Raw genomic sequence first — 23726 nt, 5'->3', positions numbered from 1 at the left:
TTTATCCCACAAAAGAAATTCAGAACAAAGCCTATGCAGTAAAAATTGCCTCCGAAAGTTAGACACTAAACTCTTGAACAACTATGAAAAAGGCATTTTTGATTTTGGGACTTGTTGCCGTGTCGGCCGCAGCCGGCGGTCTGACAGCCTGGGCCGTGAGCGGAAAGCAGAACGGTTCGGTGGCATACGTCGAGCACCAGGTCGAGCGTACGCCGGCGCTGGGCAACCACTTTACCTCTTACCAGAATGAACAATATCCCGACCTGACCTATGCCGCCGAGAATGCGGTCAAGGCGGTCGTAAACATCGAGGCCATCCAGCAGGTGGAGATGCCGCGCCGGGGGTATGACCCCTTCCTGGAGTTCTTCGGCATCCCGCAGGATTACGGCGACGGCCGTCCGCAGTACCGCGAACAGCGGGCCGGCGGTTCGGGCGTCATCATCTCGGAGGACGGCTATATCGTGACGAACAACCACGTTGTCGACGGTGCCACGAAACTCCGCGTGAAACTCAACGACGGCCGCATGTTCGACGGCAAGCTCATCGGTACGGATTCGGCCACGGACCTGGCGCTGGTGAAGATCGAGGCCAAGGATCTGCCGACGCTGCCTTTCGGGTCGTCCGATGCGCTGCGTCTGGGCGAGTGGGTGCTGGCCATCGGTTCGCCGTTCGACCTGCAGTCGACCATCACGGCCGGTATCGTGAGCGCCAAGGCGCGTCAGCTGGGGGCCATCCCCAACGATTTCCGCATCGAGTCGTTCATCCAGACCGACGCGGCGGTCAACCCCGGCAACTCGGGCGGTGCGCTGGTCAACACGCACGGTGAACTGGTCGGCATCAATACGCTGATCAAGTCGCAGACGGGCAGCTACGTGGGTTATTCGTTCGCCATTCCGGAGTCGATCGTCCGCAAGGTGGTCGTCGACCTGAAGGAGTACGGCGTCGTACAGCGCGCCATGCTGGGCATTCAGTTCCGCATGGTGGATCAGGACTTCCTCGACTCGGAAGGCAAGGATCTGGACATCAAGGAGCTTGGCGGCGCCTATGTGGCCAGTGTCTCGGAGGGCGGTTCGGCCTCGGAGGCCGGCATCCGCAAGGGCGACATCATTCTCGATATCGACGGGGTGAAGATCACCGAGCCCTCGACGCTCCAGGAGCAGATCGCCAAACGCCGACCCAACGATACGGTCAAATTATCGGTAAAAAGGGACGGCAAGGTGAAACAATTTGTGGTCACTTTACGTAATAAGGCTGGTAAAACGGAATTGATGACCAAAGAGGACGTCGACGTGGTCGAGGCCCTCGGCGGAAAGTTCGCCGATGCCGGGACGAAACTGTGCCGCGAACTCGATATTCGGGGCGGTGTACAGGTCGTCGGGATCAAGGCGAACGGAATTCTGGCCCGCGCCCGCGTCAAGCAGGGATTCGTGATTACCCACATCAACGATCAGCCGGTCTATTCGCTGAGCGACATGCAGCGCATGACCGACAAGATCCGTTCGATCGACGGTATCTATCCCAACGGCCGTTCGGCAAGCTACATGCTGGTCGAGTAGCCGGCGATTCGGAGGCGGGTTTCGTGTCGAATGGAACGGAAACATTTTAGGAAGTTAGGATAAAGATATGCGTCAACTCAAGATTACAAAGTCCATCACCAACCGCGAGAGCGCCTCGCTGGACAAATATCTCCAGGAGATCGGCAAGGAGGAGCTCATCACGGTGGAAGAGGAGGTGGAACTCGCCCAACGAATCAAGAAAGGCGATCAGGAGGCCCTCGAAAAACTGACCAAGGCGAATCTTCGCTTCGTGGTCTCGGTCGCCAAACAATACCAGAACCAGGGTCTGAGCCTTCCGGACCTGATCAACGAGGGTAACCTCGGTCTGATCAAGGCCGCCGAGAAGTTCGATGAAACCCGTGGCTTCAAGTTCATCTCCTATGCGGTGTGGTGGATTCGTCAGTCGATTCTCCAGGCTTTGGCCGAGCAGTCGCGTATCGTGCGTCTGCCGCTGAACCAGGTCGGCTCGCTCAACAAGATCAACAAGGCCTTCGCCCGCTTCGAACAGGAGCACGAGCGTACGCCGTCGCCCGAGGAGCTGGCCACGGAGCTCGAACTCCCGAAGGAGAAGGTGACCGATACGCTGCGGGTGGCCGGACGCCACGTCTCGGTGGATGCACCGTTTGCCGACGGCGAGGACAACTCGCTGCTCGACGTGCTGGTCAATCCCGATTCGCCCAACGCCGACCGCGGACTGATCAACGAGTCGCTGTCGACCGAGGTCGAGCGGGCGCTCGAAACCCTGACCGAACGCGAACGCGATATCATCAAGTACTTCTTCGGCATCGGCTGCTCGGAGATGACCCTCGAGGAGATCGGCGAGAAGTTCGACCTGACGCGTGAGCGTGTGCGTCAGATCAAGGAGAAGGCGATTCGCCGTCTGCGTCACTCGTCGCGCTCGAAGCTGCTGAAATCCTATCTGGGATAGAGGGGCCGGAGAGGGCCGAGGAGGGGCTGGAACCGGACCAGTGAACCAAGCCGGAGCGGGCGCAGGACTGAATGGGTCGGTGCCTTGAGAACCGGAAACAGAAAACATGAAAAACCGGAGGCTATAAAACCTCCGGTTTTTTTGTGTCGTTATGTGTCGGGCCGGTGTTGCTCCGGGGAACGGCGGTGTTCCGGAGGGTATCGGCAGTACTCTGGGGTCGGTGATGCTTCGGAGCGGCGGTGTTCCGGGGTGCCCCCCCCCTTGCTTCGCCCTCCCCCATCTCCGGATAACCTTGCAGGGCCGGAGCACGGGGCGGCGTGTTTGTGGCGCCTACCAGTCTATGGGCTCCTTGCCCTGGCTGCGGAGGTAGTTGTTGGCCTGCGAGAAGTGGTGGCAGCCGAAGAATCCCCGGTAGACCGAGAGCGGCGAAGGATGCGGCGCCTTCAGAATGAGGTTGCGCGAGGGGTCGGCAATGGCCCCCTTGCGCTGGGCGTAGCTGCCCCAGAGCATGTAGACGATCCCCTGTTTGCGCTCGGCGATGGCCCGCACGACGGCGTCGGTGAAGGTCTCCCAGCCGCGTCCGGCGTGCGAGGCGGCTTCGTGGGCCCGGACCGTCAGTACGGAGTTCAGCAGCAGGACGCCCTGTTCGGCCCAGCGGTCGAGATTGCCGCTTGCGGGGATCGGACGTCCGGTGTCGTCGGAGACCTCCTTGAAGATGTTCTGCAGCGAGGGCGGAAAGGGAATGCCGTCCGAGACCGAGAAGCAGAGCCCGTTGGCCTGTCCCGGGCCGTGATAGGGGTCCTGGCCGATGATGACGACCTTCAGTCGCTCGAACGGGCATTTGTCGAAGGCGCGGAAGATGTTGCTGCCCCGCGGGAAGATGCGGTGCGTGGCGTATTCCTGACGCACGAAGTCGGTGAGTTGGGCGAAGTAGGGCTTTTCGAACTCCGGAGCGAGGAGTTCTTTCCAGTCCGGGGCAATCTTTACATCCATGTTACAAGGTGGTTAAACTCGTGTAAAGGTAGTAAAAAGTTCGCGAAAAGGGCTTATCTTCGCTCCGAATTCAAGCATGAAGGATGAAAATGAGGGGATGGATTCTTTTCGCGATGCTCGTCGCGATGACGACGGTCCGGGGCTCGGAACCTGGTGAGGTGCGCAGTCTGATTCTGATGATCGGCGACGGCATGGGGCTGGCTCAGGTCTCGATGCTGCAGCTGGAACAGGGCGATACGCTGACGTCGTTCGATCGGGCGCAGGGGGTGGCACTGATCCGCACCCGTTCGGCCAACAGCCGGGTGACCGATTCGGCGGCGGCCGCCACAGCCCTCTCGTCGGCCTCGAAGACCGGCAACGGCATGTTGGGTGTCGATCTGCAGGGTCATCCCCTGCGGTCGATGATGACCCGGGCCCGCGAGGCAGGGATGCCCACGGGCATTGCCGTGACCTGCTATCTGCAACACGCGACTCCGGCGGCCTTCTATGCCCATGTGCCGGATCGCAACGATACCCGATCCATTACCCGTGATCTGTTGGCGAGTGGCGTCGACGTGCTGTTCGGGGGCGGCCGCAAGTGGCTTGCGGAGGAGTGTCCCGAGGGCGGCAGCGGTCTGGACGCCCTTCGCCGGCGCGGGTATTTTGTCGCCGGTTCGCTCGCGGAAGCCGATACCGTGACGCAGGGCCGCCTCTTGTGCGTGGCGGCCGACGAGCACCTGGCTCCGGCCCTTGGGCGCGGTGATTTCCTGCCCCGGGCGACGCGCAAGGCCCTCGAACTGCTCGATCGCGAGGCGGCACGGCGCGGAACGGGTTTTCTGCTGATGGTCGAGGGCTCGCAGATCGACCTGGCCGGGCATGCCGGTGATATTGCGTGGATGCAGGCCGAGATGCGTGATTTCGACCGGGCGGTGGCCGAGGCGATGGCCTATGCCGACCGCGTGCCGGGCGTATTGGTCGTCGTGACGGCCGATCACGAGACGGGGGGTCTTTCGATTCCGGCCCTCGAGGCGGACTTCACCCGGGCCGACAGCGGGATCGACTACCACCTCTCGACGCGCAACCATTCGGCCACGATGGTGCCCGTCTATCTCTACGGCACGGGGGCCGACCGTATTCACGGCGTGATGGACAACACCGAACTCTCGCGGCGGATCATGGAGCTGCTCGGCCTGCAGTAGCCGGGGCCGGAGGGACCTTCTGTCGGGATTGAAAAAGGGCCGGACTCAACGTCCGGCCTTTCGGGCCTCTTCGGCATCCTTTTCGAGTTTTTCGTCCTCCTCCCAGTCGAACCAGGGGAAGTCGCGGCGTCCGTCGAGGCGGAATCGCGTGTAGGTGATCGGCAGCCCCATACCGAGGAAACGCTCCTCGTAGGCGGTCTTCACCGAGAGCACCTCGTCGGCATATCCCGAACCGTAGATGTCCGGCTCGGAGACTTCGCACGGAAGGCCGAAGCGCCGGATCACTTCGTTCGTATAGGCGTAGAGGTGTTGCGAGTCGGTCTTGAGGTTGATGGCACCGTCGGGACGCAGCATCCGGGCGTAATACTCCAGAAAGAGCGGCGAGGTGAGGCGTTTCTTGGCGCGGCGCGTCTTGAGCTGCGGATCGGGGAAGGTGATCCAGAGTTCGGAGACCTCGTTTTCGGCGAAGAGTCCGTTGATGAATTCGATCCGCGTGCGGAGGAATCCGACGTTGGACATGCCGCGCTCGGTGGCGGTCTTCGCCCCGCGCCACATGCGGGCCCCCTTGATGTCGATGCCGATGTAGTTGCGTGCGGGGGCGCGTTCGGCCAGCGCGACGGTATATTCACCCTTTCCGCACCCGAGTTCGAGGACAATCGGGTGGTCGTTGTGGAAGAAATCGCGGTTCCAATGCCCCTTCAGCGGGTGGTCGTGGCGGAAGACCTCTTCGAATTCGGGTTGTACGAAGCAGGCAAAGGTGAGGTTCTCGCTGAAGCGACGGAGTTTGTCTTTTCCCATGTGTGTTGCTGATCGTGTGAATGGTTTTCCTGGGGTCTTGGTGTTTCTGGTTTTTGGGGGACGCAAGGCTTCCGGTCAGCCTGTTGGGCCCCATCGGCCCCCCCCCTCTTCGGACCGGGTCAGCGACTCTCCGAGAGCTGAATCCCGATGGCCTCCACCCCGCGGACGGGACGGATCGGCGTGATGCGGAAGCGATACTCGCCCGTACGTCCGAGCCGGATCCGGTGACGGTAGGGGACGAGGTATTCGCGCATCAGGGCTGCGGGTCCGTTCGTACGGGTGAGAGCCAGCAGAAAGGGCTCCTCGAAGCGGAGCGAATCGGGCGAGAGCGCAGCGATGCGCACCGTGAGGGTATCCTCCGTGAAGCGGTCGTTGCAGCGCAGAAAGAGCGCCGCATTGCGCAGCATCACCGTATCGACATTTTCCAGCCGGATTTCGGCCGAAGCCTCCCAGCGCCGCGGCGAGACATCCGCGGCTGCCGTCTGACAGGGTGACGAGCAACCTGTGGCTCCCGCCAGCAGGAGCCCGAGTGTCAGCATCGCCGTAATCTGTTGCAATCGTCCGTTCAACTTTCTCCCGTCCCGGCAGCTGCCGGGTGTTTTTCTCTATTCGTTGGAACTGTTGACCGGGGCCGTACCTCCGCCATTGGTCTTGCTGCCGTTGGCTTCGCCGTTGCCGTTGTTGCCGCCGTTGCCGCCATTCTGGCCGTTCTGGCCGCCCCGGCGATGGTTGCGGCGATGGTTGCGTCCCCCTTCACGGCGTCCTTCGCGGTTGCCGTTGTTGTTGGCGTTGGCGTTGGCGGCGTCTCCTCCGTTGGCCGGCCGTGCGCCGTTCTCACGCGGCTCCCGGTTATCCTGACTCTCTCGGTTATCTTGGTGGTCTCCCCGGTTTCCCGGACCTCCCTGGTTCTCCTGTCGGTTGCCGCGATTTTCCCGATTGCCCCGGTTGCCGCGATTGTTGCGGCGGCCGTTCTCGGACCGCGGTGCCGAATGGCCGTCATTCGCGGAGGCGGCTCCGTTTGCCGGATTGGTCTCCTGCTCCTTCTGGCCGTTCGGGGTGTTCTCTCCGGCGTTCTGACCGTTCGGATTGTTGCGGTTCTTGTTTTTGCCTCCGCGCTTGCGGCGTTTGGCCTGGTCGAAACGCGTGATGCTGTCCTCCTCCGAACGGTAGGTCGGCTCCTCCTCGGTCGGGCGGATATCGTCGGCATGCTGCAGCCGTTCGGCCTTCTTGCCCTGCCGGTTCAGCGCCAGAATCTCCTTCACGCGCGAAACGGGCAGCGTCGTGAGGTTCGACATCGTCTCCTTCGACGAGGAGAAGGTCATCGTTCCGGCCAGCACGTCGCTCTTGACGAGGAACCATTCGCCCTCTTCGGTCTGGAGCGGTTCGCGCAGCCGCGGGAACTCCTTCCGCGCATCGACGTAGGCGTCGTATTCGTACATCATGCAGCACTTGAGCTTCGAGCACTGCCCGGCCAGCTTCTGCGGATTGAGCGAGATGTCCTGCACGCGGGCCGCACCGGTCGTCACGCTCGAGAAGGTTGACATCCACGACGCGCAGCACAACTCACGGCCGCAGGCTCCCAGACCGCCGATGCGGCCGGCCTCCTGACGGGCGCCGATCTGCTTCATCTCGATGCGGATGTGGAATCGCTCGGCGAAGACCTTGATCAGTTCGCGGAAGTCGACCCGCTCGTCGGCGATGTAGTAGAAGATGGCCTTGATCTTGTCGCCCTGGTACTCGACGTCGCCGATCTTCATGTTCAGCCCCATGTCGGCGGCGATCTGACGCGAGGCGATCATCGTTTCGTGTTCGAGGGCGATGGCCTCCTGCCAGCGTTCGATGTCGTAGGGTTTGGCCTTGCGGTAGATCTTCTTGTACTCGCCGTTGTAGGGGTTGAAGCCGATGCGTCGCATCTGCCGGGCCACCAGGTCGCCCGTCAGCGAGACGATTCCGATGTCGTGGCCGGGCGAGGCCTCGACGGCGACGATATCGCCGCGCTTGAGGTCCAGGTGGTTGACATTCTGATAGAACGACCGCCGGGTGTTCTTGAATCGCACCTCGACGATATCGGTCGGTTCATTAACGGGATATTCGTCGAGCCAGGGGGTCTCGTGCAGTTTGAAGCAACCGTCGCAAAGCCGGACTTCGGGTTCGGCGCCGCAGTTGCAGAAGGCGCATCCGCGACCCACTTCGGGTTTGAAGGCGCCGGTATCATGTGGTTTTTCGATCTCCATTTCGGGTATAATTTGCGTAAAGATACGAAAAAAAAATGAATCCGCCGTCTAAACTTTTGCCGTTCGGAGTCGCCGCACGCTGTGGCGGATGCGCAGGATCATCAGCAGGGCGGCCGCCGAGAGCCCGAACGAGAAGCCCAGGAAGAGTCCCGAGGGCCCCATTCCGAGGGTGAATCCCAGCAGATAGCCCACCGGGAGGTTGAGCAGCCAGTACGACACGAAGGCGATGGGCATGATGATGCGCACGTCCTGGATACCGCGCAGAATGCCCACCGAGACATTCTGCAGACCGTCCGAGAGCTGGTACAGCGCCGCCAGCACGAGCAGTTGGGAGGTGATGGCGATGACCTCGGGATTCGAGGTGAAGAGCGTCGGGATGACATGCCGCAGCGAGATGAAGAGCACGGCGGCCAGGGCGTTCCAGGCCAGCACGAGGTGATACGAGGCCCGGGCGGCCAGCGAGAGTTCGCCGAAGTTGCGGGCGCCGTAGCAGTGGGAGACGCGGATCGTGGTGGCGGCGCCGATCGACATGACGATCATGAAGGCGCAGTTGCCGATGGTCATGGTGATCTGGTTGGCGCTGAGGGTCTGCTTGTCGAACCAGCCCATCATGATGCCCGTGCCGACGAAGGCCGATGATTCGAGGAACATCTGCAGCGAGATCGGGCCGCCCATGCGGAAGAGTTCGCCGATGCGCCGCAGCGAGAAGCCCCGCCACGAGAACCACCCGAAATACTGCCGGTAGCGGCTCCGGGCGCAGAAGTATCCGATCATGATCGCCATGCCGATCACGCGGGCCAGCAGGGTCCCCAGTCCGGCCCCTTCGGCCCCCATCTCGGGGAATCCCCAGTGGCCGTAGATGAATATCCAGTTGAAACCGATGTTGGCCACGTTGGCGACGATCGTGGCGTACATCTCGGCGCGGGTGTTCCCGACCCCTTCGAGGAACTGCTTGAAGGCGAAGAAGAGCATCACCGGCGGCATGCTCCAGACGAGCATCTTGTAGTAGGGGATGGCCATGTCGACCACGTCGGCCGGCTGGCGCATGTGGTAGAGCAGCGGGATGGCGGCATACTGGATGGCGGACATCGCCACCCCGAGCAGGCCGTAGAAGAGGATTCCGTTCTGCAGCAGGCGGGCCGAGTGGATGCGGTCGCCCTGTACGTAGCGTTCGCCCACGAGCGGGGTCATGCCCATGGCGATGCCGATCGAGGCGATGAAGAGGATGAAGAAGACCGAGCCGCCGAACGAGACGGCAGCCAGCGGCAGGGGGTCGTTGCCGCCGTAGCGGCCGACCATCAGATTGTCGGTGAACTGCGTGAAAATCTGTCCCAGTTGGGTCAGCACCACGGGCAGGGCCAGACGCAGATTCTGTCGGTATTGTTCCTTGTAGGTTGAAAAACGGTACAACATGCGGATCGTTTCGGAACGGCAAAGGTACAAAAATCTTTCCGAAAAGTGCGCTGGACCGCCCGGCTATTTGGCCGGGGCTTCCGTTGTTTCGGGCTCTTCGTCGCGGCGGCGGTCCGAGGCGTATTCGGTCAGCAGGATGGCCGTCTTGGCCAGCAGGCCGATCAGCATGATCAGACCCGTCTGGAAGTAGATGTTGTTTTCGAGTCCGAACATGCGTGCGAAGAGGAAGCTGCCGGCCAGTCCGAACGGTACGGAGAGGATGACGGCCGGCGGCACGAAGAGGCTTTCATACAGCGCGCAGAGAATCAGGTAGATGAACACGACGCAGATGACGAAGACCCGCGTGGTGGTGTTACCCGTCGAGGACTCCTCGCGCAACATGCCGCCGAATTCGAAGCCGTAACCCGTCGGGAGGGTTGCGGCGGCCATCGTCAATCCAAACTGGGTGTAGAACGTGCCGGTCGTGCCTCCGATGAAGCTTACGGGGATGAAGACGGCCATGAAGATGAACGTCGTGGTGACGAGGGCCGAGGTGATGCCGTCCATGGCGTCGAGCGTGGCGCGGTAGGCCGAACGGTACCCTTCGTCGAACTTGGCCTGCACGGCCTCGACGACCACGATGGCGTTGTCGACCACCGTACCGATGACCAGTACCAGGGCGAAGAGCGTCAGCATGTTCAGACTGAAGCCCGCGGCGTAGAGAAAGGCGAACGTGCCTACGAGCGCTTCGAGACGGCCGTCGAGCGGGCTTTCCGCCGTGTCGAGGCGCGGCGGACCCCCGTCACGGCGACGCTGGTCGTCAAGCAGGAGTACAACAAGGTGAGCATCCCCTGCGGGGTGACGCTTCGCGGCGGTGTGTCGCTACCCGTCGGACAGCAGTTTGCCGGCGAGCTGTTCCGGAGGCTGGGGCAGTGATCCCCGCGGTGGGTGCGGACAAACGCAGGGCGGACGGATTCACAAAGAATCCGTCCGCCTTTTTCACAGATGCCGGGGAGGTCGTTCCGGCCGCCGCCGTGTCAGGCCACGCGCAGCCGGATGCCGTGCTGCTTGTCCGATTCGACGATCACGGTGCCGCCGGCCGGCAGTTTGCCGTCGACGATCAGCGTCGAAAGCGGCTCTTCGACCTCGTCGGTGAGGGTACGTTTCAGCGCCCTGGCTCCGTAGCGCGCCTCGTAGCCCATGCGGGCCAGGCGGCGTTTCGCACCGTCGGTGATGCGCAGCCGGTAGCCCAGCCGGCGGGTGCGGTCGAGTAGCTGCCGCAGCTCCAGATCGACGATGCGCTCCACGTCCTCGACCCCGAGCTGGCGGAAGACGACGATGTCGTCGATACGGTTGAGAAACTCCGGCGAGAAGGTGCTTTCCAGCGCCTTGCGGTATTCGGACTGCGGGGTGCTGTCGACGGCCAGGTGCTTCGAAGGGGTGGCGAAACCCACCTGTGCGGAGCGGACGGCGGCGGTTCGCGATCCGACGTTCGAGGTCATGATCAGGATCGTGTTGCGGAAGTCGACCCGGCGTCCCGTACCGTCGGTCAGATGGCCCTCGTCGAAGATCTGCAGCAGGGCGTTGAAGACCTCGGGATGGGCCTTCTCGATCTCGTCGAAGAGCACCACGGCGTAGGGCTGCCGGCGGACGGCTTCGGTCAGCTGTCCGCCCTCGCCGTAGCCGACGTAGCCCGGAGGGGCTCCGATCAGCCGGGCGACGTTGTGCTTCTCGGCGTATTCGCTCATGTCGATGCGGATCAGTCCGCGGCGTTCGTCGAAGAGCCAGCGCGAGACCTCCTTGGCCAGCAGCGTCTTGCCCACGCCCGTGGGCCCGACGAAGAGAAAGACGCCGATAGGCCGCCGTTCGTCCTTCAGTCCGGTGCGCGAGCGGAGAATCGTCCGCGAGATGCGTTCGACGGCCTCCGGCTGGCCGATGACCCGGCGGGCGAGGTGGTCGCCCAGCTGTTGCAGCCGGTGTTGCTCGCCGGTGGAGAGCCGTTCCGTGGGGATGCCCGTCATCGAGGCCACCACGGCGCGGATCTGCGCCTCGCCGATCTCGGCCGGATGCGTCTCGAGACGCTGCCGCCATGCGTTGCGGCTCTCGTCGATCTTCGTGCGCAGGGCCATTTCGCGCAGCCGCGCCGTGGCGGCTCGCTCGTAGACCAGTTCGCGAACCGCCTCGCGGCGTTCGCTGCGCGCCTGCTGCAGTTCGGCCTCCATGTGGCGCAGCTCTTCGGGCTGGGCGGCCGATGCGAGGTGGACGCGCGATCCGGCCTCGTCCAGCAGGTCGATGGCCTTGTCCGGGAAGTATCGGTCCGGGATGTAGCGGTCGGCCAGCTGCACGCACGCCTCAAGGGCCTCTTCGGTGTAGCGCACGCGGTGGTGGTGTTCGTAGTGCGGGGCGATGTGGTGCAGGATGCGCAGCGTCTGTTCGGGAGTCGTGGGCTCGACCATGACGCGCTGGAAGCGCCGTTCGAGGGCCGAATCGCTCTCGATGTCGGTGCGGTACTCGTCGAGTGTCGTGGCGCCGATGACGCGGATCTCGCCCCGGGCCAGTGCCGGTTTGAGGATGTTGGCCGTATCGAGGCTTCCCTGCGTGGCGCCGGCCCCGACGATCGTATGGATCTCGTCGATGAAGAGGATCGTGTCGTCGGCGCTGCGCAGCTCGTCGAGGAGCTGTTGCAGACGCTCCTCGAACTCGCCGCGGAACTTCGTTCCGGCGACCACGGCGGCGAGGTCCAGCGCAAAGAGCCGCTTGTCGGCAATCGTGTAGGGGACCTCGCCGCGCGCGATGCGCAGCGCCAGCCCCTCGACGATGGCACTTTTGCCCACGCCCGCCTCGCCGATCAGAATCGGATTGTTCTTCTTGCGGCGCGAGAGGATCTGCACGACGCGTTCGATTTCGGCGTCGCGTCCGATGACGGGGTCGATACCTCCGTCGCGAGCCAGCCGGGTAAGGTCGGTGCCGAACTTGTCGAGCAGTGCGTTTTTCCCGGCCGGGCGGTTTTCCTCGTGGAAATTCAGCAGGTCGGCCACCGGGATTTCGATGTGCAGGCCGTTGCCCGAGGCGAAGCGGCGGAGCCCCTCGGCGATGATGGCGGCCGTGATGCCGTACATCTCCAGCACGCGGGCCGTGACGCTCGCACGCTCTTCGGCGATGCGTTGCAGGGCGTGGGCCGTGGAGATACTCTTCACCTCGGGGAACGCTTCGAGCAGTTCGCGGGTGAAGTTGCGGTAGAACTCTTCGGGCGATCCGTCGTCGGGGTTGCCCGCTGCGTCGATTTCGCGTTCGATGCGCAGGCGTACCTGGTAGAGTTCCCAGTCCCTGAGACGGGCCGAAAGAAGTTGGTAGGCCAGGGACCCCTCCTCGCGCAGCAGTTCGAGCGTAAGCCGGTCCTTGAGCGAGCGGGTGATCTCGGCCTTGGTGGTGTTGAATGCCGCCCGGGCGATGATGCCCTCCAGCGTCTTTGAGATTTTCGGTTGCATGTTGCGTCGTCGTTAGAATTCGCATCACTAACGGCCGGACGCTTCTGTTTAGTATATGGCCGGAATCGTCTATTCGGACACCTCCGTGCTATCTGCCTGACGGCGGGGCCATTCGCCGACCTCCATGTCGTGCATTTCGCCGCCATCGATCTTCAGGCGGATGGCCGTGCGGACCCGGTGGAAGCCGCGTTCGCCGGCGGCCCCGGGGTTGACGGCCAGCATCTCGTAGACGGGGTCGTAGATCACCTTCAGGATGTGCGAGTGGCCGGCGATGAAGAGCTTCGGCCGCAGCGCCTGGATCCGGGCGACGGCCCGCGGATCGTAGTGGCGCGGATAGCCGCCGATGTGGGTCATCAGCACCCGCACCCCCTCGCATTCGAACGACTGGAAGAGCGGGTAGACGCGGCGGGTGATCCCGTCGTCGATGTTGCCGCAGACGGCGCGCAGGGGCTTGAACGCGGCGATGCGGTCGGCCAGCTCGAGCGAGCCGATGTCGCCGGCATGCCAGATTTCGTCGACTTCCTTCAGGAATTCCCGCAACGGTTCGTCGAAGGTCCCGTGCGTATCGGAGATGATTCCTATCCTTTTCAATGCTGCTTCGATTAGATTATCGGTAGGTCGATGAACAATGTATAGACAACGGTCCTGCCATCGGCTTTTTTTACGGTATATATGGTTTCTCCCTGAAGGTCCAGCCCTTTCCGCTGCTCTTCCCAAGGTATATCTTTCACCGGACGGCCGTTTATGGCGATGATGATATCCCCGATTTCGATGCCCGCCTTTTCGGCTATGCCGTCTCTGTAGAGTCCATTGACAACCCAGCCGTCGCAGATGTCTGTACGGTCAAAAGCTGCCATGTGTGTTACGGACGACTGCATGTAGGTCCCTTTGTCCGCATTCCGCTTCACCCACACCGAAGCGTTTGCCGGATCCAGGACAATATCATATAGCGACCATATCCCGTTGCCAATCAAACCGAGGTAGGGTTTGTCGGACGACAGGGCTCCCTTTTCATTGAGCGAATAGCTTATTACGAGGTTCCTGAGCGTATCGGCCATGCAGAATTTTGCCGCCCGTATCGTAACTTCGTCCGAGCCGCCCCCGATTCCTCCGGCTTGAGTGCGGAAACAGGCTTTGGGCAGCTCTCCCAGATTGAGTGTCGAGGCTGCTTCATTTGTGAGAATAACGGTGGAGCCGCATCCCAAATCCATTCTGAACCATCCCTCCAGCGTATTTTTATCGTCAATCTGCAGCCTTGCCCTTACATCAATGCGGTTGTTCTCGAATCGGGCTTCGAGTTTCACGTAATCGGCAAGCCTTTCGGTCGGAACGGGCGCTTTGAGCGGAAGCATGTAGCCCTCGCTGAAATTGATCTCCAGAGGGGATCTTAACAGGTGCGTATTGCCTAACAAGCCGTCCGTATGCCTCCCCAGAATATCACGTAACGCGATTATGGGGGTAATCTTGTTTTGATATTCCATTGTTCCGCAACGGATCCGGACCGGGTCGATAAAGATCTCCGTGAGTTGGGGTCCTCCATTTCCCGCCCCTCCCATTTTTGCCTTGCCCCTTCTTCCGAAAGCGTCTTGAAGATCGTTGAGCTTCAGGAAGTCCTTGTCAAGATAGAGAAAATCGGCTCCGGTATCGTAAACAACGGTAACGGGAATCGAATCATTCAGGGTAGACTGCAGGTACAGATGCCTGTCGAAGATGAAGGGAATCGCTCCCTCCGGAACGGCGGCAACGCTCTTCAAGGAGAGCAGAACTGAGAATAGCAGAAGTGGTAGTGTTTTTTTCATAATCAGGCGTTTAATGAAGGCTTGTGTGTCGTCAGGCGGCGAGATGTCGTAAGCCGGATCTGCTGCCATCGGATCCGCCAGCGGCCGCTGCTCTATCGGTACTTCTCTTTCCATAACGCGTGGATGCGTTCGGCGATCTTGGCCTCGGCGGCATTCTGTGTGTCGGGTTCGTAGAATTTCGTCCCCGCGAGCGATTCGGGCAGGAACTCCAGCTCGGCGAAGTGCCCCTCGTAGTCGTGGGCGTACTTGTACCCCTCGGCATAGCCCGCCTGCTTCATCAGCCGCGTCGGGGCGTTGCGCAGGTGGAGCGGCACGGGACGGTTCGTCGTGTCGTGTTCGACCATCGCGAGGGCCTTGTTGATGGCCATGTAGGCCGAGTTGCTCTTGGCCGAGGTGGCCAGATAGATGGTCGTTTCGGCCAGCGTGATGCGGGCCTCGGGCATGCCGATCTTATGCACCGTGTCGAAGCAGGCGTTGGCCAGCAGCAGGGCGTTGGGATTGGCCAGCCCGATATCTTCGGAGGCGAGGATCACCAGCCGCCGGGCGATGAAGCGCGGCTCCTCACCGCCGGCCAGCATCCGCGCCAGGTAGTAGATGGCGGCGTTGGGGTCGCTGCCCCGAACGGACTTGATGAAGGCCGAGATGATGTCGTAGTGCTGTTCGCCGTTCTTGTCGTAGAGGGCGATGTTTTCCTGGAGGCAGTCCTGTACGTATTGGTCGGTGATCGTCACCTTGCCGTCGGTGGCCCCCACCACGATGTCGAGAATGTTGAGCAGCTTGCGGGCATCGCCCCCCGAGAAGCGGAACAGCGCCGCGGTCTGCTGCACCTCGATCTGTCGTTCGCGCAGTTCGGTGTCCTTGGCCAGTGCGCGGTCGAGCAGTTTCTGCAGGTCGGCATCCTCCAGCGCCTTGAGGATGTAGACCTGACAGCGGCTCAGCAGCGGGGAGATTACCTCGAACGAGGGGTTTTCCGTAGTGGCGCCGATCAGCGTGACGATCCCCTGCTCGACGGCCCCGAGCAGCGAATCCTGCTGCGACTTGTTGAAGCGGTGGATCTCGTCGATGAAGAGGAACGGGGGCTGCTGGTCGAAGAACCGCTGCTTGCGGGCCGACTCGATCACCTCGCGGACCTCCTTGACGCCCGACGTGACGGCCGAAAGGGTGAAGAACGGACGGTTGAGCTGCGAGGCGACGATCCGCGCCAGCGTGGTCTTCCCGACTCCGGGAGGCCCCCAGAGGATGAACGAGGGGACGTTTCCCGTCTCGAAGAATTTGCGGAAAACGCCCTTCGGACCCACGAGATGTTCCTGCCCGATGTACTCATCGAGGGTCTGCGGGCGCAGGCGTTCGGCTAAGGGGATATTCGGCATGATTCGACGCGTTTTGACGGATCAAAGATACGCAATTTCGAAAAAAAACGTATATTTGTTTTGCTGAAACCAATTCATATGCCGCCTATGGAAATCTTGGATCCCAAACCGGCCGACGGGTCGACGACTCGCTCTTCGGCCTGCGAAACCGGTGCCGCCGCATCGGTTCAGAAGCCCGAAGCGGAGAAACCGGACAATTTCCTGCCGTGGGCCATTCTCAGCACGCTCTTCTGCTGCCTGCCCTTCGGAATCGTCGCCATCGTCTATTCGACGCAGGTCGACTCCTACTGGTTCTCGGGCAACCGCGAAGCGGCCTTCCGTTCGGCCAAACGGGCCCGGACCTGGACGTGGGTCTCGGTCGGGGTGGCCGTCGGCTGTTGGGTGATCTATCTGTTGCTGGCCGTCGTGCTGGGGCTGCTCTCCTGGTCGGCCGCCGGTCTCTGATGCTGCGGCTGCGTGTCCCGAAGATACCTTTGGATCGGGGTCCCAGTCCTGCTTGTCGGGGCCGTGCTGCTCTATTACGGCGTCGATCCCTCGCATGCGGACTGGCTGCCGCGCTGCTGGTTCCATGAGTGGACCGGCTGGCAGTGTCCGGCCTGCGGCGGACAGCGCGCCCTGCACAGCCTGCTGCACGGACAGGTGCGCGAGGCCCTCGGTTACAACCTCTTTCTGGTGGTGGCGGTTCCCTATCTTCTGCTTGTTGTCTGGACGTCGCTCGACAACGGTCGGGTGGCCCGGCGCTGGCGTCCCGTGGTGCAGCACCGGTGGCTTGCATGGGTCTATTGTCTGCTCTTCATGGTCTGGTGGGTGGTGCGCAACCTGCCGGGTGTCAAGCTGTAAATCCCGTCGTCCGGTGGAAGGTGGCGCACAATCCTCCGGCGGTCGGTCGGCAAACCATGAAGCGGGAGCCGAACATTTGCCATAAAAAAACGGTCCGGATCGATCCGGACCGTTTTTTTATGGCACGCGATCGGCTATTTGCCGGCCTCGGGCTTGCGCAGCGTGAGGTAGAGTTCGTCGAGCTGCGACTGGTCGATGAAGTTCGGCGCGTCGAGCATCATGTCGCGGCCGGCGTTGTTCTTCGGGAAGGCAATGTAGTCGCGGATCGAGTCCGAACCGCCGAAGAGCGCGCACAAACGGTCGAAACCGAAGGCCAGACCTCCATGAGGGGGTGCGCCGTACTTGAAGGCGTTCATCAGGAAGCCGAAACGGGCCTGAGCCTGTTCGGGCGTGAAGCCCAGCAGTTCGAACATCTTCTCCTGGAGTTTCGAATCGTGGATACGGATCGAGCCGCCACCGATCTCCGTACCGTTGCAGACGAAGTCGTAGGCGTTTGCCCGCACGCGGCCCGGGTCGCTGTCGAGGAATTCGATATCCTCGGGTTTGGGCGAGGTGAAGGGGTGGTGTACGGCGTAGAAGCGCTGCGTCTCGTCGTCCCACTCGAACAGGGGAAAGTCGACGACCCACAGCGGCGCGAACTTCTTCGGATCGCGCAGCCCCAGCTGCTGGGCCACCTCCAGACGCAGGGCGCACAACTGCGGCAGCACCTTGAACTTCTTGCCGCAGAGGATCAGGACCAGGTCACCGGCCTTGGCGCCGCAACGCTCGGCCATGGCGCGCACCTCCTCGGGCGAGTAGAACTTGTCGATCGACGACTTGACGCCACCTTCGGTCTCCATACGGATCCAGATCAGCCCCTTGGCGCCGATCTGCTGCCGTTTGACGAACTCCGTGAGGACGTCGATCTGCTTGCGCGTGTAGGTGGCGCAGCCCGGAGCGGCGAAGCCGGTGACGTATTCGGCCTGGTCGAAGACCGAGAATCCGTGTCCCTTGGCCAGGTCGGTCAGATCGGAGAACTCCATGCCGAAGCGCAGGTCGGGTTTGTCCGAGCCGTACTTCTCCATGGCCTCGATCCAGGGCATGCGGCGCAGCGGCTCGGTGAAGTCGATGCCCAGCACGGTCTTGAACATGTGCTTGGCCCAGCGCTCGAAGACCTCGAGAACGTCCTCCTGCTCGACGAACGACATCTCGCAGTCGATCTGCGTGAATTCGGGCTGACGGTCGGCGCGCAGGTCCTCGTCGCGGAAGCAGCGCACGATCTGGAAATACTTGTCATAGCCGGCCACCATGAGCAGCTGCTTGAGAATCTGCGGCGACTGCGGCAGGGCGTAGAACTGGTTGGGCGACATGCGGCTCGGGACGACGAAGTCACGGGCGCCTTCGGGCGTCGAGGCGACCAGATAGGGGGTTTCGATCTCGAGGAACCCCTCGTCCGAGAGGAAGCGGCGGATCTCCTGGGCCATCTTGTGGCGCAGGATCAGGTTGCGCTGCAGGGGCGGACGCCGCAGGTCGAGGTAGCGGTATTTCATGCGCAGGTCGTCGCCGCCGTCCGAGACCTCCTCGATGGTGAAGGGCGGGATCTCGGCTTCGTGGAGCACCGTGATGCGGCGGGCCGAGACTTCGATGTCGCCCGTGGGCATCTTGGGGTTCTTCGACTGGCGCTCGACGACCTCGCCCTCGACCTGGATGACCCATTCGCGGCCCAGGCGGGCGGCCGTCTGGCGGGCTTCGGCGGGGGAGTGCTCCTCGACGACGATCTGCGTCAGGCCGTAACGGTCGCGCAGGTCGATGAAGGTCATGGCGCCGAGGTTTCTGACTTTCTGCACCCACCCGGCCAGGGTGACGTTTTCGTGGACATTGCAGGCCCGGAGGCACCCGCAGGTATGAGTTCTGTACATTGACGTGTAAGTTTGTTTGTCCGTGAGTGAACGTAGGTTTGTTTCAAACAACCCACAAAGGTAATAACTTTTGCGGAGAAAAAGCCGCCGGGGCTGAAAAAAAGGAGCTCCGGAGTCGGAACCCCGTTGCGGGGAGTTGCGAAAATTTGGAAAATCGCGGAAAAATTGCGTTTTTTGCAGAAAAACCGATATGGATCAGCGTCAAATCGATGAAAAATTCATGCGCCTGGCACTAAACGAGGCCCGAAAAGCGTTCGATATGCAGGAGGTGCCCATCGGGGCGGTCGTCGTGTCGGGCGATGCGGTAATCGGCCGCGGGCACAACCTCGTGGAGACCTTGTCCGATCCGACGGCCCATGCCGAGATGCAGGCCCTGACGGCTGCCGCCTCGACGCTCGGAGGCAAGTATCTGCCCAAGTGTACGCTCTATGTGACGGTCGAACCGTGCATCATGTGTGCCGGGGCGATCGCGTGGGCGCAGGTGGGCCGGGTGGTCTGGGGCGCGGACGATCCGAAGCGGGGTTTCCGCCGCTACAGCGAACGGGTTTTCCACCCCAAAACGGAGGTTGCGAGCGGTGTGCTGGGCGGAGAGTGTGAAGCTCTGATGACCTCTTTTTTTGCCTCGTTGCGGAATTAAATTTGGCAAAAGCGGAAATTTTTTTGTATTTTTGTCCCAACGCGCCCTACGCGGACGTTTTGATGACTCGGAACCTAAAAAATTAAAACGATTGAAAATGAAAATGAAAAAGATTTTTGTTTCGGCCGTAGCGCTGATGGCGGCCCTGTCGCTTTCGGCACAGGATGTGACGACGCTCTACAACGAAGCCGGTGCGGCGTTCAACGCCAAGGATTTCGCCGGCGCCGCAGCCAAGTTCGAGCAGGTGATTGACCTGGGAGGCGACAACGAGGAGGTGGCTACGCAGGTTACCACGGCCAAGTCGACGCTGCCCAAATGCTACTACTACCTAGGCGGAGCCGCCATCAAGACCAAGAATTACGACGAGGCGCTGAAGAACTTCTCCAAGTCGGCCGAGTTGGCCGAGCTCTACGGCGACATGTCGCAGGCTGCCAAATCGAACGGCTGGGTGGCCAAGATCTACCAGCTGCAGGGCGGTGAGGCCTTCAACAACAAGGACTATGTGACGGCTGCCGGCATCTTCGAGAAGGGCTACAAGGCCGATCCCGACAACACGGCCATGGCGCTGAACCTGGCGATGAGCTACTGCGAGATGGGCGAGTACGAGAAGGGTATGGACATCTACGAGGCCATTGCCTCCAAGACCCACCCGAAATATGCCGAGGACGTGGCCAAGGCCAAGGAGATGATGGCCCTCTACACGAACAACAAGGTGGCCGAGATGCAGACTGCCGGTGATTTCGACGGCATCATCAAGCTGGCCGACGCACAGCTCGAGAAGAACCCGGCAAGCGCTCTGTTCCAGAACGTGCGCCTGCAGGCCTATGCCAACAAGAAGGACTACGACAAGGTGATCGAACTGGCTCAGGCTGCTGCCGATGCCCAGACCGAGGAGGAGGACAAGAGTCTGATGTACTACCTGCTGGGTGCCGCCTACAACGCCAAGGAGATGAAGGCTCAGGCCATCTCGGCCTTCCAGAAGGTGACGGCCGGACCGGCTGCCGAGAATGCCAAGGCTGCGCTGGCTGAACTGCAGAAGTAATTTCGACGCCGGAGTTCTCCGGTGCGGATGATAGAAGGAGCGATCCCGCTTGCGGGGTCGCTCCTTGTTTTTTCTCCTGCCTTCTTTTCCCGCGTGGAAGAGACTCCGGTACGATAGTGCAGGAAACCGGGCCACATCATTCAACGCAACGACATGGAAAAGCAAACGTATGAAAGCCCGGAGATCGAGGTGCTGGAGGTCTGCGTCGAACGCGGATTTGCCGTCTCGGAGGTCGACGGAGAGATCGAAGGTTTCGATCGGGAGGAGTGGTCATGAAACGACTGCGAACGGGTGCGGCGATCTGCATCGCCGCACTGATCCTTTGGAGTGCCGCCCTGTTGACGGGGTGCGCCTCGGACCCCACGGCAGAGAGTCCGTCGGCCGGGGCTCAGCGTCTGGTCACGCATCGCATTCGCCTCGAGGCGGCCGTTCCGGCGTCGCGCACGCAGTTGGCCGACGACGGTTGCAACATGCTCTGGAGCCCCGGCGACACGACCGGTGTCTTCGTCACCGGCGGCAGCAGCTTTCCGACGATCAATGCGCCGTTTGTCTATACGGGCTTGGAACCGGCCTCGGGCGGGAGTTTCAACGGGGAGATCACCCTCGCGCAGGGGCCTCCTCCTATACGCTTTACGCCTGTTATCCCTATTCAGCTGCGGTCCGTCTCTTCGGGGGCGGGCCGCACGTCGTCGCAGGCCCTTGCGGCCGGCTCCGCGGCGATATTGCCGCGGATGCGCTCCAGACCGCTGCGTGTCAGCGGCGTCTGGCCGCAGCGGCGTTCGAATTCCGCTTCGTCCATCTTCCGCCACGCCGCGGCATCCATGCCGCGCGGATCGAACACGGGATCGAATGCCCGGTTGCGGTGGAGCGGGGCGCGGCGGTTCCAGGGACAGCTGCTCTGACAGGCGTCGCAGCCGAAGATCCAGCCGTGGAGATCGATCCGTTGTGCGGGTTCGCGTTCGATGGTGTGGCACGCGATGCAGCGTGCCGTGTCGATTCCCCGCCCGGGCATCACCGCCCCCGTGGGGCAGCTCTCCACGCAGGCGCGGCACGTTCCGCAGCGCGATTCGCCGAAGGGCGTGTCGTAGCGGTCGCACTCCTCGCAGAGAATCAATTCGCCCAGGACGAGGAAACTCCCCAACTCGGGGGTCACCAGCAGCGACTGGCGTCCGATCCATCCCAGCCCGGCCTCCACGGCCAGCAGCTTTTCGGCCAGCGGAGCCGTGTCGACGAAGACCCGTCCCCGGAGTTCGGGCGAAGTCTCGCGCAACCCCTCGAACAGCTGGCGGAGCATTCCGCGCAGCAGCGTGTGGTAATCCACGGCGCAGGCATACGAGGCGATCTTCGTGCGGTGAGCGGCGGGATAACCGTCGCTGACGACGTTCTTGTATCCCACGGCGCAGACTACGGCCGTGCAGGCCCCCTCGACCAGCAGCCGCGGATCGAAGCGCTTCTCCGTATTCCGCTCCAGATAGGCCAGCGACGACTGGTAGCCGCAGGCGATCCATTCGCGGAAACGCGACTCGCCCTCGTCCAGGTGACGGCACGGCGCCACGCCGCAGAGATCGAACCCCGTCTCCGCGGCGAGCCTTTTGATATTCGAATGGTCGAGCATATTGATATTTTACGCCAAAAATAGTATTTTTTGGTTGGAAATTCGTAACTTAGCCCCGTAATATTGCGTTCCTTTCACGGATAACAAGAATACGTCATGATTATCAATACCCTGTACGAACTGGTTCGCAACAGTGTGGAGAAGTTCGCATCGCGGATCGCCTACTCGATGTTCGACGGCGAGGATGTGACTTATGCTGAAGTGGGCCGTCGTATTGCCCGTGTGCAGGAGATCCTGACTACCTCGGGACTTCGTCCCGGGGACAAGGTCGCCCTGCTGAGCAGCAACATGCCCAACTGGGGCATCTGTTATTTTGCCATCACCTCGGCCGGCATGGTCGCCGTGCCGATTCTGCCCGACTTCTCGGGCGAGGAGCTCGACATGATCATCGAACACGCCGAAGCCCGGGCGCTGCTGGTCTCCGACCGTCTCTTCACGAAACTTTCCCGCAAGACCATCGACCGTCTGAATGTCGTGGTCCGTACGAAAAATCTCGGTGTCATTGCCCAGCACGTCCGGGAGGAGGGGGCCACGGCCATCCCCAAACCCGACGATCTGGCCGTGATCATCTATACGTCGGGTACGACCTCCAAACCCAAGGGTGTCATGCTGACCCATGCGGCCCTGTGCCGGCAGATCGACCTTTCGTCTTCGATCTTCCCGGTTCATTGGGACGATATCTTCCTCTCGGTACTGCCACTGTCGCATACCTACGAGTGCTCGATCGGCATGATCTACCCCTTCTCCGAGGGAGCTCGGGTGGTCTACCTCGACCGTCCGCCCACGGCCTCGGCCCTGATGCCGGCGCTGCGCAGCGTGCGGCCTACGGTGATGCTCATCGTGCCGCTCGTGATCGAGAAGATCTACCGCCATCAGGTGTTGGCCAAGTTCAACTCCAACGGCTTCTGGCGCACTGCCTACCGTGTGGGCTTCCTGCGCCGCTATCTCAACCGGGTGGCGGGCAAGAAACTCATGAAGGTCTTCGGCGGCCGGATGCGTTTCCTCGGAATCGGCGGTTCGAAACTCGATCGGGGAGCCGAACGCTTTCTGCTGGAAGCCCGTGTGCCCTATGCCATCGGTTACGGACTCACCGAGACGGCTCCGCTGCTGGCCGGTGCGGCGCCTTCACAGGTGCGACTGGGCTCGACGGGCCCCCAGGCGCCGGGCGTGCAGCTGCGGCTGGATAACGTCAACCCCCAGACGCGGCAGGGCGAGATCGTCGCCCTCACGCCGAGCATCATGCTCGGCTACTACAAGAATCCCGAGGCTACGCGCGAGGCCTTTACGGCCGACGGGTGGTTCCGTACGGGCGACCTGGGCGAATTCGACAAGGACGGCTGGCTCTACATCAAGGGACGTCTGAAAAACATGATCGTGGGCCCCGGCGGAGAGAATATCTATCCCGAGGATATCGAAAGTGTATTGAACTCGCATGTCTGCATTGCCGATTCGATTGTTACGGAGCACGAAGGGCGTCTGATTGCCCTGGTTCACTTCAATCGCGAGGAGATTGAGTCGATGATCGATAACTGGCGCGAGGAGTGGGCGACCAAGAAGGAGGCGTTGGAGGCCAAGACCGAACAGTTGAAGAAGGAGATCATGGAGTTCGTCAATGCGAAGGTGAACCGTTTTTCGCGGATTTCGGAGGTAGTTGAGGAGAAGGAGGATTTCGTGAAGACGCCGACGCAGAAGATCCGGCGGTTCCTCTACAACAAGAACGGTTCGAAGAACAAGCCTTCCGAGCATCCCACGCCCGAGAAATCCTGACCGGAGGCCCCGGAGGCTGGGAGGAAGAGCAAGAGCGGATGGAATGTCCGGTTGGAGGCCCGGAAGGCTTCCGGGCTGTCCGGATGAAACGTTTGCCCCGGGTGACCGGACGCCGGACGGAACGCCCGACTGGAGAGTGGACGGAGAGCGGCTGACGGGGACCGACCAGACGGAATGCGGTTGACCGAGGC

Annotated in this window: 20 protein-coding genes and 1 pseudogene; 9 read left to right on the top strand and 12 right to left on the bottom strand. The window is 61.8% G+C overall.

The window, feature by feature from the left end; translation table 11 throughout:
* The first annotated feature begins 83 nt into the window (after positions 1-83).
* Both PUQ42_RS06365 and PUQ42_RS06360 read left to right on the top strand, forming a co-directional pair.
* The gene (locus PUQ42_RS06365; RefSeq protein ID WP_273372054.1) at positions 84-1556 is read left to right on the top strand and encodes a trypsin-like peptidase domain-containing protein; all 1473 of its coding nucleotides are present in this window, start codon (positions 84-86) and stop codon (positions 1554-1556) included.
* 67 nt (positions 1557-1623) lie between these two features.
* Positions 1624-2484, top strand: a complete 861-nt coding sequence (locus PUQ42_RS06360) for a sigma-70 family RNA polymerase sigma factor (RefSeq protein ID WP_087310933.1) — start codon at positions 1624-1626, stop codon at positions 2482-2484.
* A gap of 330 nt (positions 2485-2814) precedes the next feature.
* Here PUQ42_RS06360 and ung read toward each other — a convergent pair whose 3' ends face one another.
* Positions 2815-3477: a uracil-DNA glycosylase gene (gene ung, locus PUQ42_RS06355; protein WP_087404838.1), complete on the bottom strand. Its 663-nt coding sequence runs from the start codon at positions 3475-3477 to the stop codon at positions 2815-2817.
* Positions 3478-3560: 83 nt separating this feature from the next.
* Here ung and PUQ42_RS06350 point away from each other — a divergent pair, with 83 nt between their 5' ends.
* Complete coding sequence (locus tag PUQ42_RS06350; protein ID WP_087404837.1) at positions 3561-4655, top strand: alkaline phosphatase; 1095 nt, start codon at positions 3561-3563, stop codon at positions 4653-4655.
* A gap of 45 nt (positions 4656-4700) precedes the next feature.
* Here PUQ42_RS06350 and trmB read toward each other — a convergent pair whose 3' ends face one another.
* The 9 genes and pseudogenes from trmB to PUQ42_RS06305 form a co-directional block, all read right to left on the bottom strand.
* Positions 4701-5453 carry a tRNA (guanosine(46)-N7)-methyltransferase TrmB gene (gene trmB / locus PUQ42_RS06345; protein ID WP_273372052.1) on the bottom strand — a complete coding sequence of 251 codons (753 nt, stop codon included), beginning with the start codon at positions 5451-5453 and terminating at the stop codon, positions 4701-4703.
* 119 nt (positions 5454-5572) lie between these two features.
* Positions 5573-5992: a hypothetical protein gene (locus PUQ42_RS06340; protein WP_273372050.1), complete on the bottom strand. Its 420-nt coding sequence runs from the start codon at positions 5990-5992 to the stop codon at positions 5573-5575.
* A 66-nt stretch (positions 5993-6058) separates the two neighbouring features.
* Positions 6059-7687 (bottom strand): regulatory iron-sulfur-containing complex subunit RicT, encoded by a 1629-nt coding sequence (locus tag PUQ42_RS06335; protein WP_122120400.1) that lies wholly within the window; start codon positions 7685-7687, stop codon positions 6059-6061.
* A gap of 48 nt (positions 7688-7735) precedes the next feature.
* Complete coding sequence (locus tag PUQ42_RS06330; RefSeq protein ID WP_122120401.1) at positions 7736-9097, bottom strand: MATE family efflux transporter; 1362 nt, start codon at positions 9095-9097, stop codon at positions 7736-7738.
* A 66-nt stretch (positions 9098-9163) separates the two neighbouring features.
* A pseudogene (locus PUQ42_RS06325) lies at positions 9164-9826 on the bottom strand (efflux RND transporter permease subunit); the annotation flags it as partial.
* A gap of 290 nt (positions 9827-10116) precedes the next feature.
* Positions 10117-12567: an ATP-dependent Clp protease ATP-binding subunit gene (locus PUQ42_RS06320; protein ID WP_273372046.1), complete on the bottom strand. Its 2451-nt coding sequence runs from the start codon at positions 12565-12567 to the stop codon at positions 10117-10119.
* Positions 12568-12636: 69 nt separating this feature from the next.
* A complete protein-coding gene (locus PUQ42_RS06315; protein WP_273372044.1) occupies positions 12637-13158 on the bottom strand; it encodes a metallophosphoesterase family protein in 522 nt (173 codons plus the stop codon).
* Positions 13159-13169: 11 nt separating this feature from the next.
* Positions 13170-14480 (bottom strand): PDZ domain-containing protein, encoded by a 1311-nt coding sequence (locus tag PUQ42_RS06310; protein ID WP_273372042.1) that lies wholly within the window; start codon positions 14478-14480, stop codon positions 13170-13172.
* Positions 14459-15736, bottom strand: a complete 1278-nt coding sequence (locus tag PUQ42_RS06305) for a replication-associated recombination protein A (protein WP_273372039.1) — start codon at positions 15734-15736, stop codon at positions 14459-14461. The genes PUQ42_RS06310 and PUQ42_RS06305 overlap by 22 nt, the downstream gene beginning before the upstream one ends.
* An 87-nt stretch (positions 15737-15823) precedes the next feature.
* On the opposite strand from PUQ42_RS06305, the gene PUQ42_RS06300 reads away from it, so the two are divergent.
* Positions 15824-16180, top strand: coding sequence for a CD225/dispanin family protein (locus PUQ42_RS06300; protein WP_122120405.1), 357 nt, complete (start codon positions 15824-15826; stop codon positions 16178-16180).
* A gap of 12 nt (positions 16181-16192) precedes the next feature.
* The gene (locus PUQ42_RS06295) at positions 16193-16576 is read left to right on the top strand and encodes a DUF2752 domain-containing protein (RefSeq protein ID WP_273372036.1); all 384 of its coding nucleotides are present in this window, start codon (positions 16193-16195) and stop codon (positions 16574-16576) included.
* A 134-nt stretch (positions 16577-16710) separates the two neighbouring features.
* On the opposite strand, the gene aspS is transcribed toward PUQ42_RS06295, so the two are convergent.
* Complete coding sequence (aspS, locus tag PUQ42_RS06290; protein WP_273372034.1) at positions 16711-18474, bottom strand: aspartate--tRNA ligase; 1764 nt, start codon at positions 18472-18474, stop codon at positions 16711-16713.
* Positions 18475-18664: 190 nt separating this feature from the next.
* On the opposite strand from aspS, the gene PUQ42_RS06285 reads away from it, so the two are divergent.
* The 3 genes from PUQ42_RS06285 to PUQ42_RS06275 all read left to right on the top strand — a co-directional run bounded on the left by PUQ42_RS06285 (position 18665) and on the right by PUQ42_RS06275 (position 20429).
* On the top strand, positions 18665-19111 hold the full coding sequence (locus tag PUQ42_RS06285; protein ID WP_273372031.1) for a nucleoside deaminase: 447 nt from the start codon (positions 18665-18667) through the stop codon (positions 19109-19111).
* Between the two features lie 103 nt (positions 19112-19214).
* On the top strand, positions 19215-20153 hold the full coding sequence (locus tag PUQ42_RS06280; RefSeq protein WP_122120408.1) for a tetratricopeptide repeat protein: 939 nt from the start codon (positions 19215-19217) through the stop codon (positions 20151-20153).
* Between the two features lie 153 nt (positions 20154-20306).
* On the top strand, positions 20307-20429 hold the full coding sequence (locus PUQ42_RS06275) for a hypothetical protein (protein ID WP_262580033.1): 123 nt from the start codon (positions 20307-20309) through the stop codon (positions 20427-20429).
* A gap of 373 nt (positions 20430-20802) precedes the next feature.
* On the opposite strand, the gene queG is transcribed toward PUQ42_RS06275, so the two are convergent.
* A complete protein-coding gene (gene queG / locus PUQ42_RS06270; RefSeq protein ID WP_273372026.1) occupies positions 20803-21768 on the bottom strand; it encodes a tRNA epoxyqueuosine(34) reductase QueG in 966 nt (321 codons plus the stop codon).
* A 96-nt stretch (positions 21769-21864) separates the two neighbouring features.
* Here queG and PUQ42_RS06265 point away from each other — a divergent pair, with 96 nt between their 5' ends.
* Entirely contained in the window at positions 21865-23535 is a 1671-nt protein-coding gene (locus PUQ42_RS06265; protein ID WP_087310949.1) for an AMP-binding protein, read from the top strand.
* Positions 23536-23726 lie beyond the last annotated feature (191 nt).

The sequence above is a fragment of the Alistipes megaguti genome (assembly GCF_944320325.1).
GTDB lineage: Bacteria > Bacteroidota > Bacteroidia > Bacteroidales > Rikenellaceae > Alistipes > Alistipes megaguti.
The sequence above is the reverse complement of the archived record's forward strand: the minus strand, read 5'-3'. Positions and strand labels throughout refer to the sequence as shown.

What these genes read in the sequence shown, in the direction of transcription:
- PUQ42_RS06340 (WP_273372050.1), bottom strand. Translation starts at nt 5,992, where the DNA reads ATGCTGACACTCGGGCTCCTGCTGGCGGGAGCCACAGGTTGCTCGTCA.
- trmB (WP_273372052.1), bottom strand. Translation starts at nt 5,453, where the DNA reads ATGGGAAAAGACAAACTCCGTCGCTTCAGCGAGAACCTCACCTTTGCC.
- PUQ42_RS06310 (WP_273372042.1), bottom strand. Translation starts at nt 14,480, where the DNA reads ATGGAAAGAGAAGTACCGATAGAGCAGCGGCCGCTGGCGGATCCGATG.
- aspS (WP_273372034.1), bottom strand. Translation starts at nt 18,474, where the DNA reads ATGTACAGAACTCATACCTGCGGGTGCCTCCGGGCCTGCAATGTCCAC.
- PUQ42_RS06280 (WP_122120408.1), top strand. Translation starts at nt 19,215, where the DNA reads ATGAAAAAGATTTTTGTTTCGGCCGTAGCGCTGATGGCGGCCCTGTCG.
- PUQ42_RS06360 (WP_087310933.1), top strand. Translation starts at nt 1,624, where the DNA reads ATGCGTCAACTCAAGATTACAAAGTCCATCACCAACCGCGAGAGCGCC.
- queG (WP_273372026.1), bottom strand. Translation starts at nt 21,768, where the DNA reads ATGCTCGACCATTCGAATATCAAAAGGCTCGCCGCGGAGACGGGGTTC.
- PUQ42_RS06265 (WP_087310949.1), top strand. Translation starts at nt 21,865, where the DNA reads ATGATTATCAATACCCTGTACGAACTGGTTCGCAACAGTGTGGAGAAG.
- ung (WP_087404838.1), bottom strand. Translation starts at nt 3,477, where the DNA reads ATGGATGTAAAGATTGCCCCGGACTGGAAAGAACTCCTCGCTCCGGAG.
- PUQ42_RS06320 (WP_273372046.1), bottom strand. Translation starts at nt 12,567, where the DNA reads ATGCAACCGAAAATCTCAAAGACGCTGGAGGGCATCATCGCCCGGGCG.
- PUQ42_RS06335 (WP_122120400.1), bottom strand. Translation starts at nt 7,687, where the DNA reads ATGGAGATCGAAAAACCACATGATACCGGCGCCTTCAAACCCGAAGTG.
- PUQ42_RS06365 (WP_273372054.1), top strand. Translation starts at nt 84, where the DNA reads ATGAAAAAGGCATTTTTGATTTTGGGACTTGTTGCCGTGTCGGCCGCA.
- PUQ42_RS06285 (WP_273372031.1), top strand. Translation starts at nt 18,665, where the DNA reads ATGGATCAGCGTCAAATCGATGAAAAATTCATGCGCCTGGCACTAAAC.
- PUQ42_RS06350 (WP_087404837.1), top strand. Translation starts at nt 3,561, where the DNA reads ATGAAAATGAGGGGATGGATTCTTTTCGCGATGCTCGTCGCGATGACG.
- PUQ42_RS06275 (WP_262580033.1), top strand. Translation starts at nt 20,307, where the DNA reads ATGGAAAAGCAAACGTATGAAAGCCCGGAGATCGAGGTGCTGGAGGTC.
- PUQ42_RS06305 (WP_273372039.1), bottom strand. Translation starts at nt 15,736, where the DNA reads ATGCCGAATATCCCCTTAGCCGAACGCCTGCGCCCGCAGACCCTCGAT.
- PUQ42_RS06300 (WP_122120405.1), top strand. Translation starts at nt 15,824, where the DNA reads ATGGAAATCTTGGATCCCAAACCGGCCGACGGGTCGACGACTCGCTCT.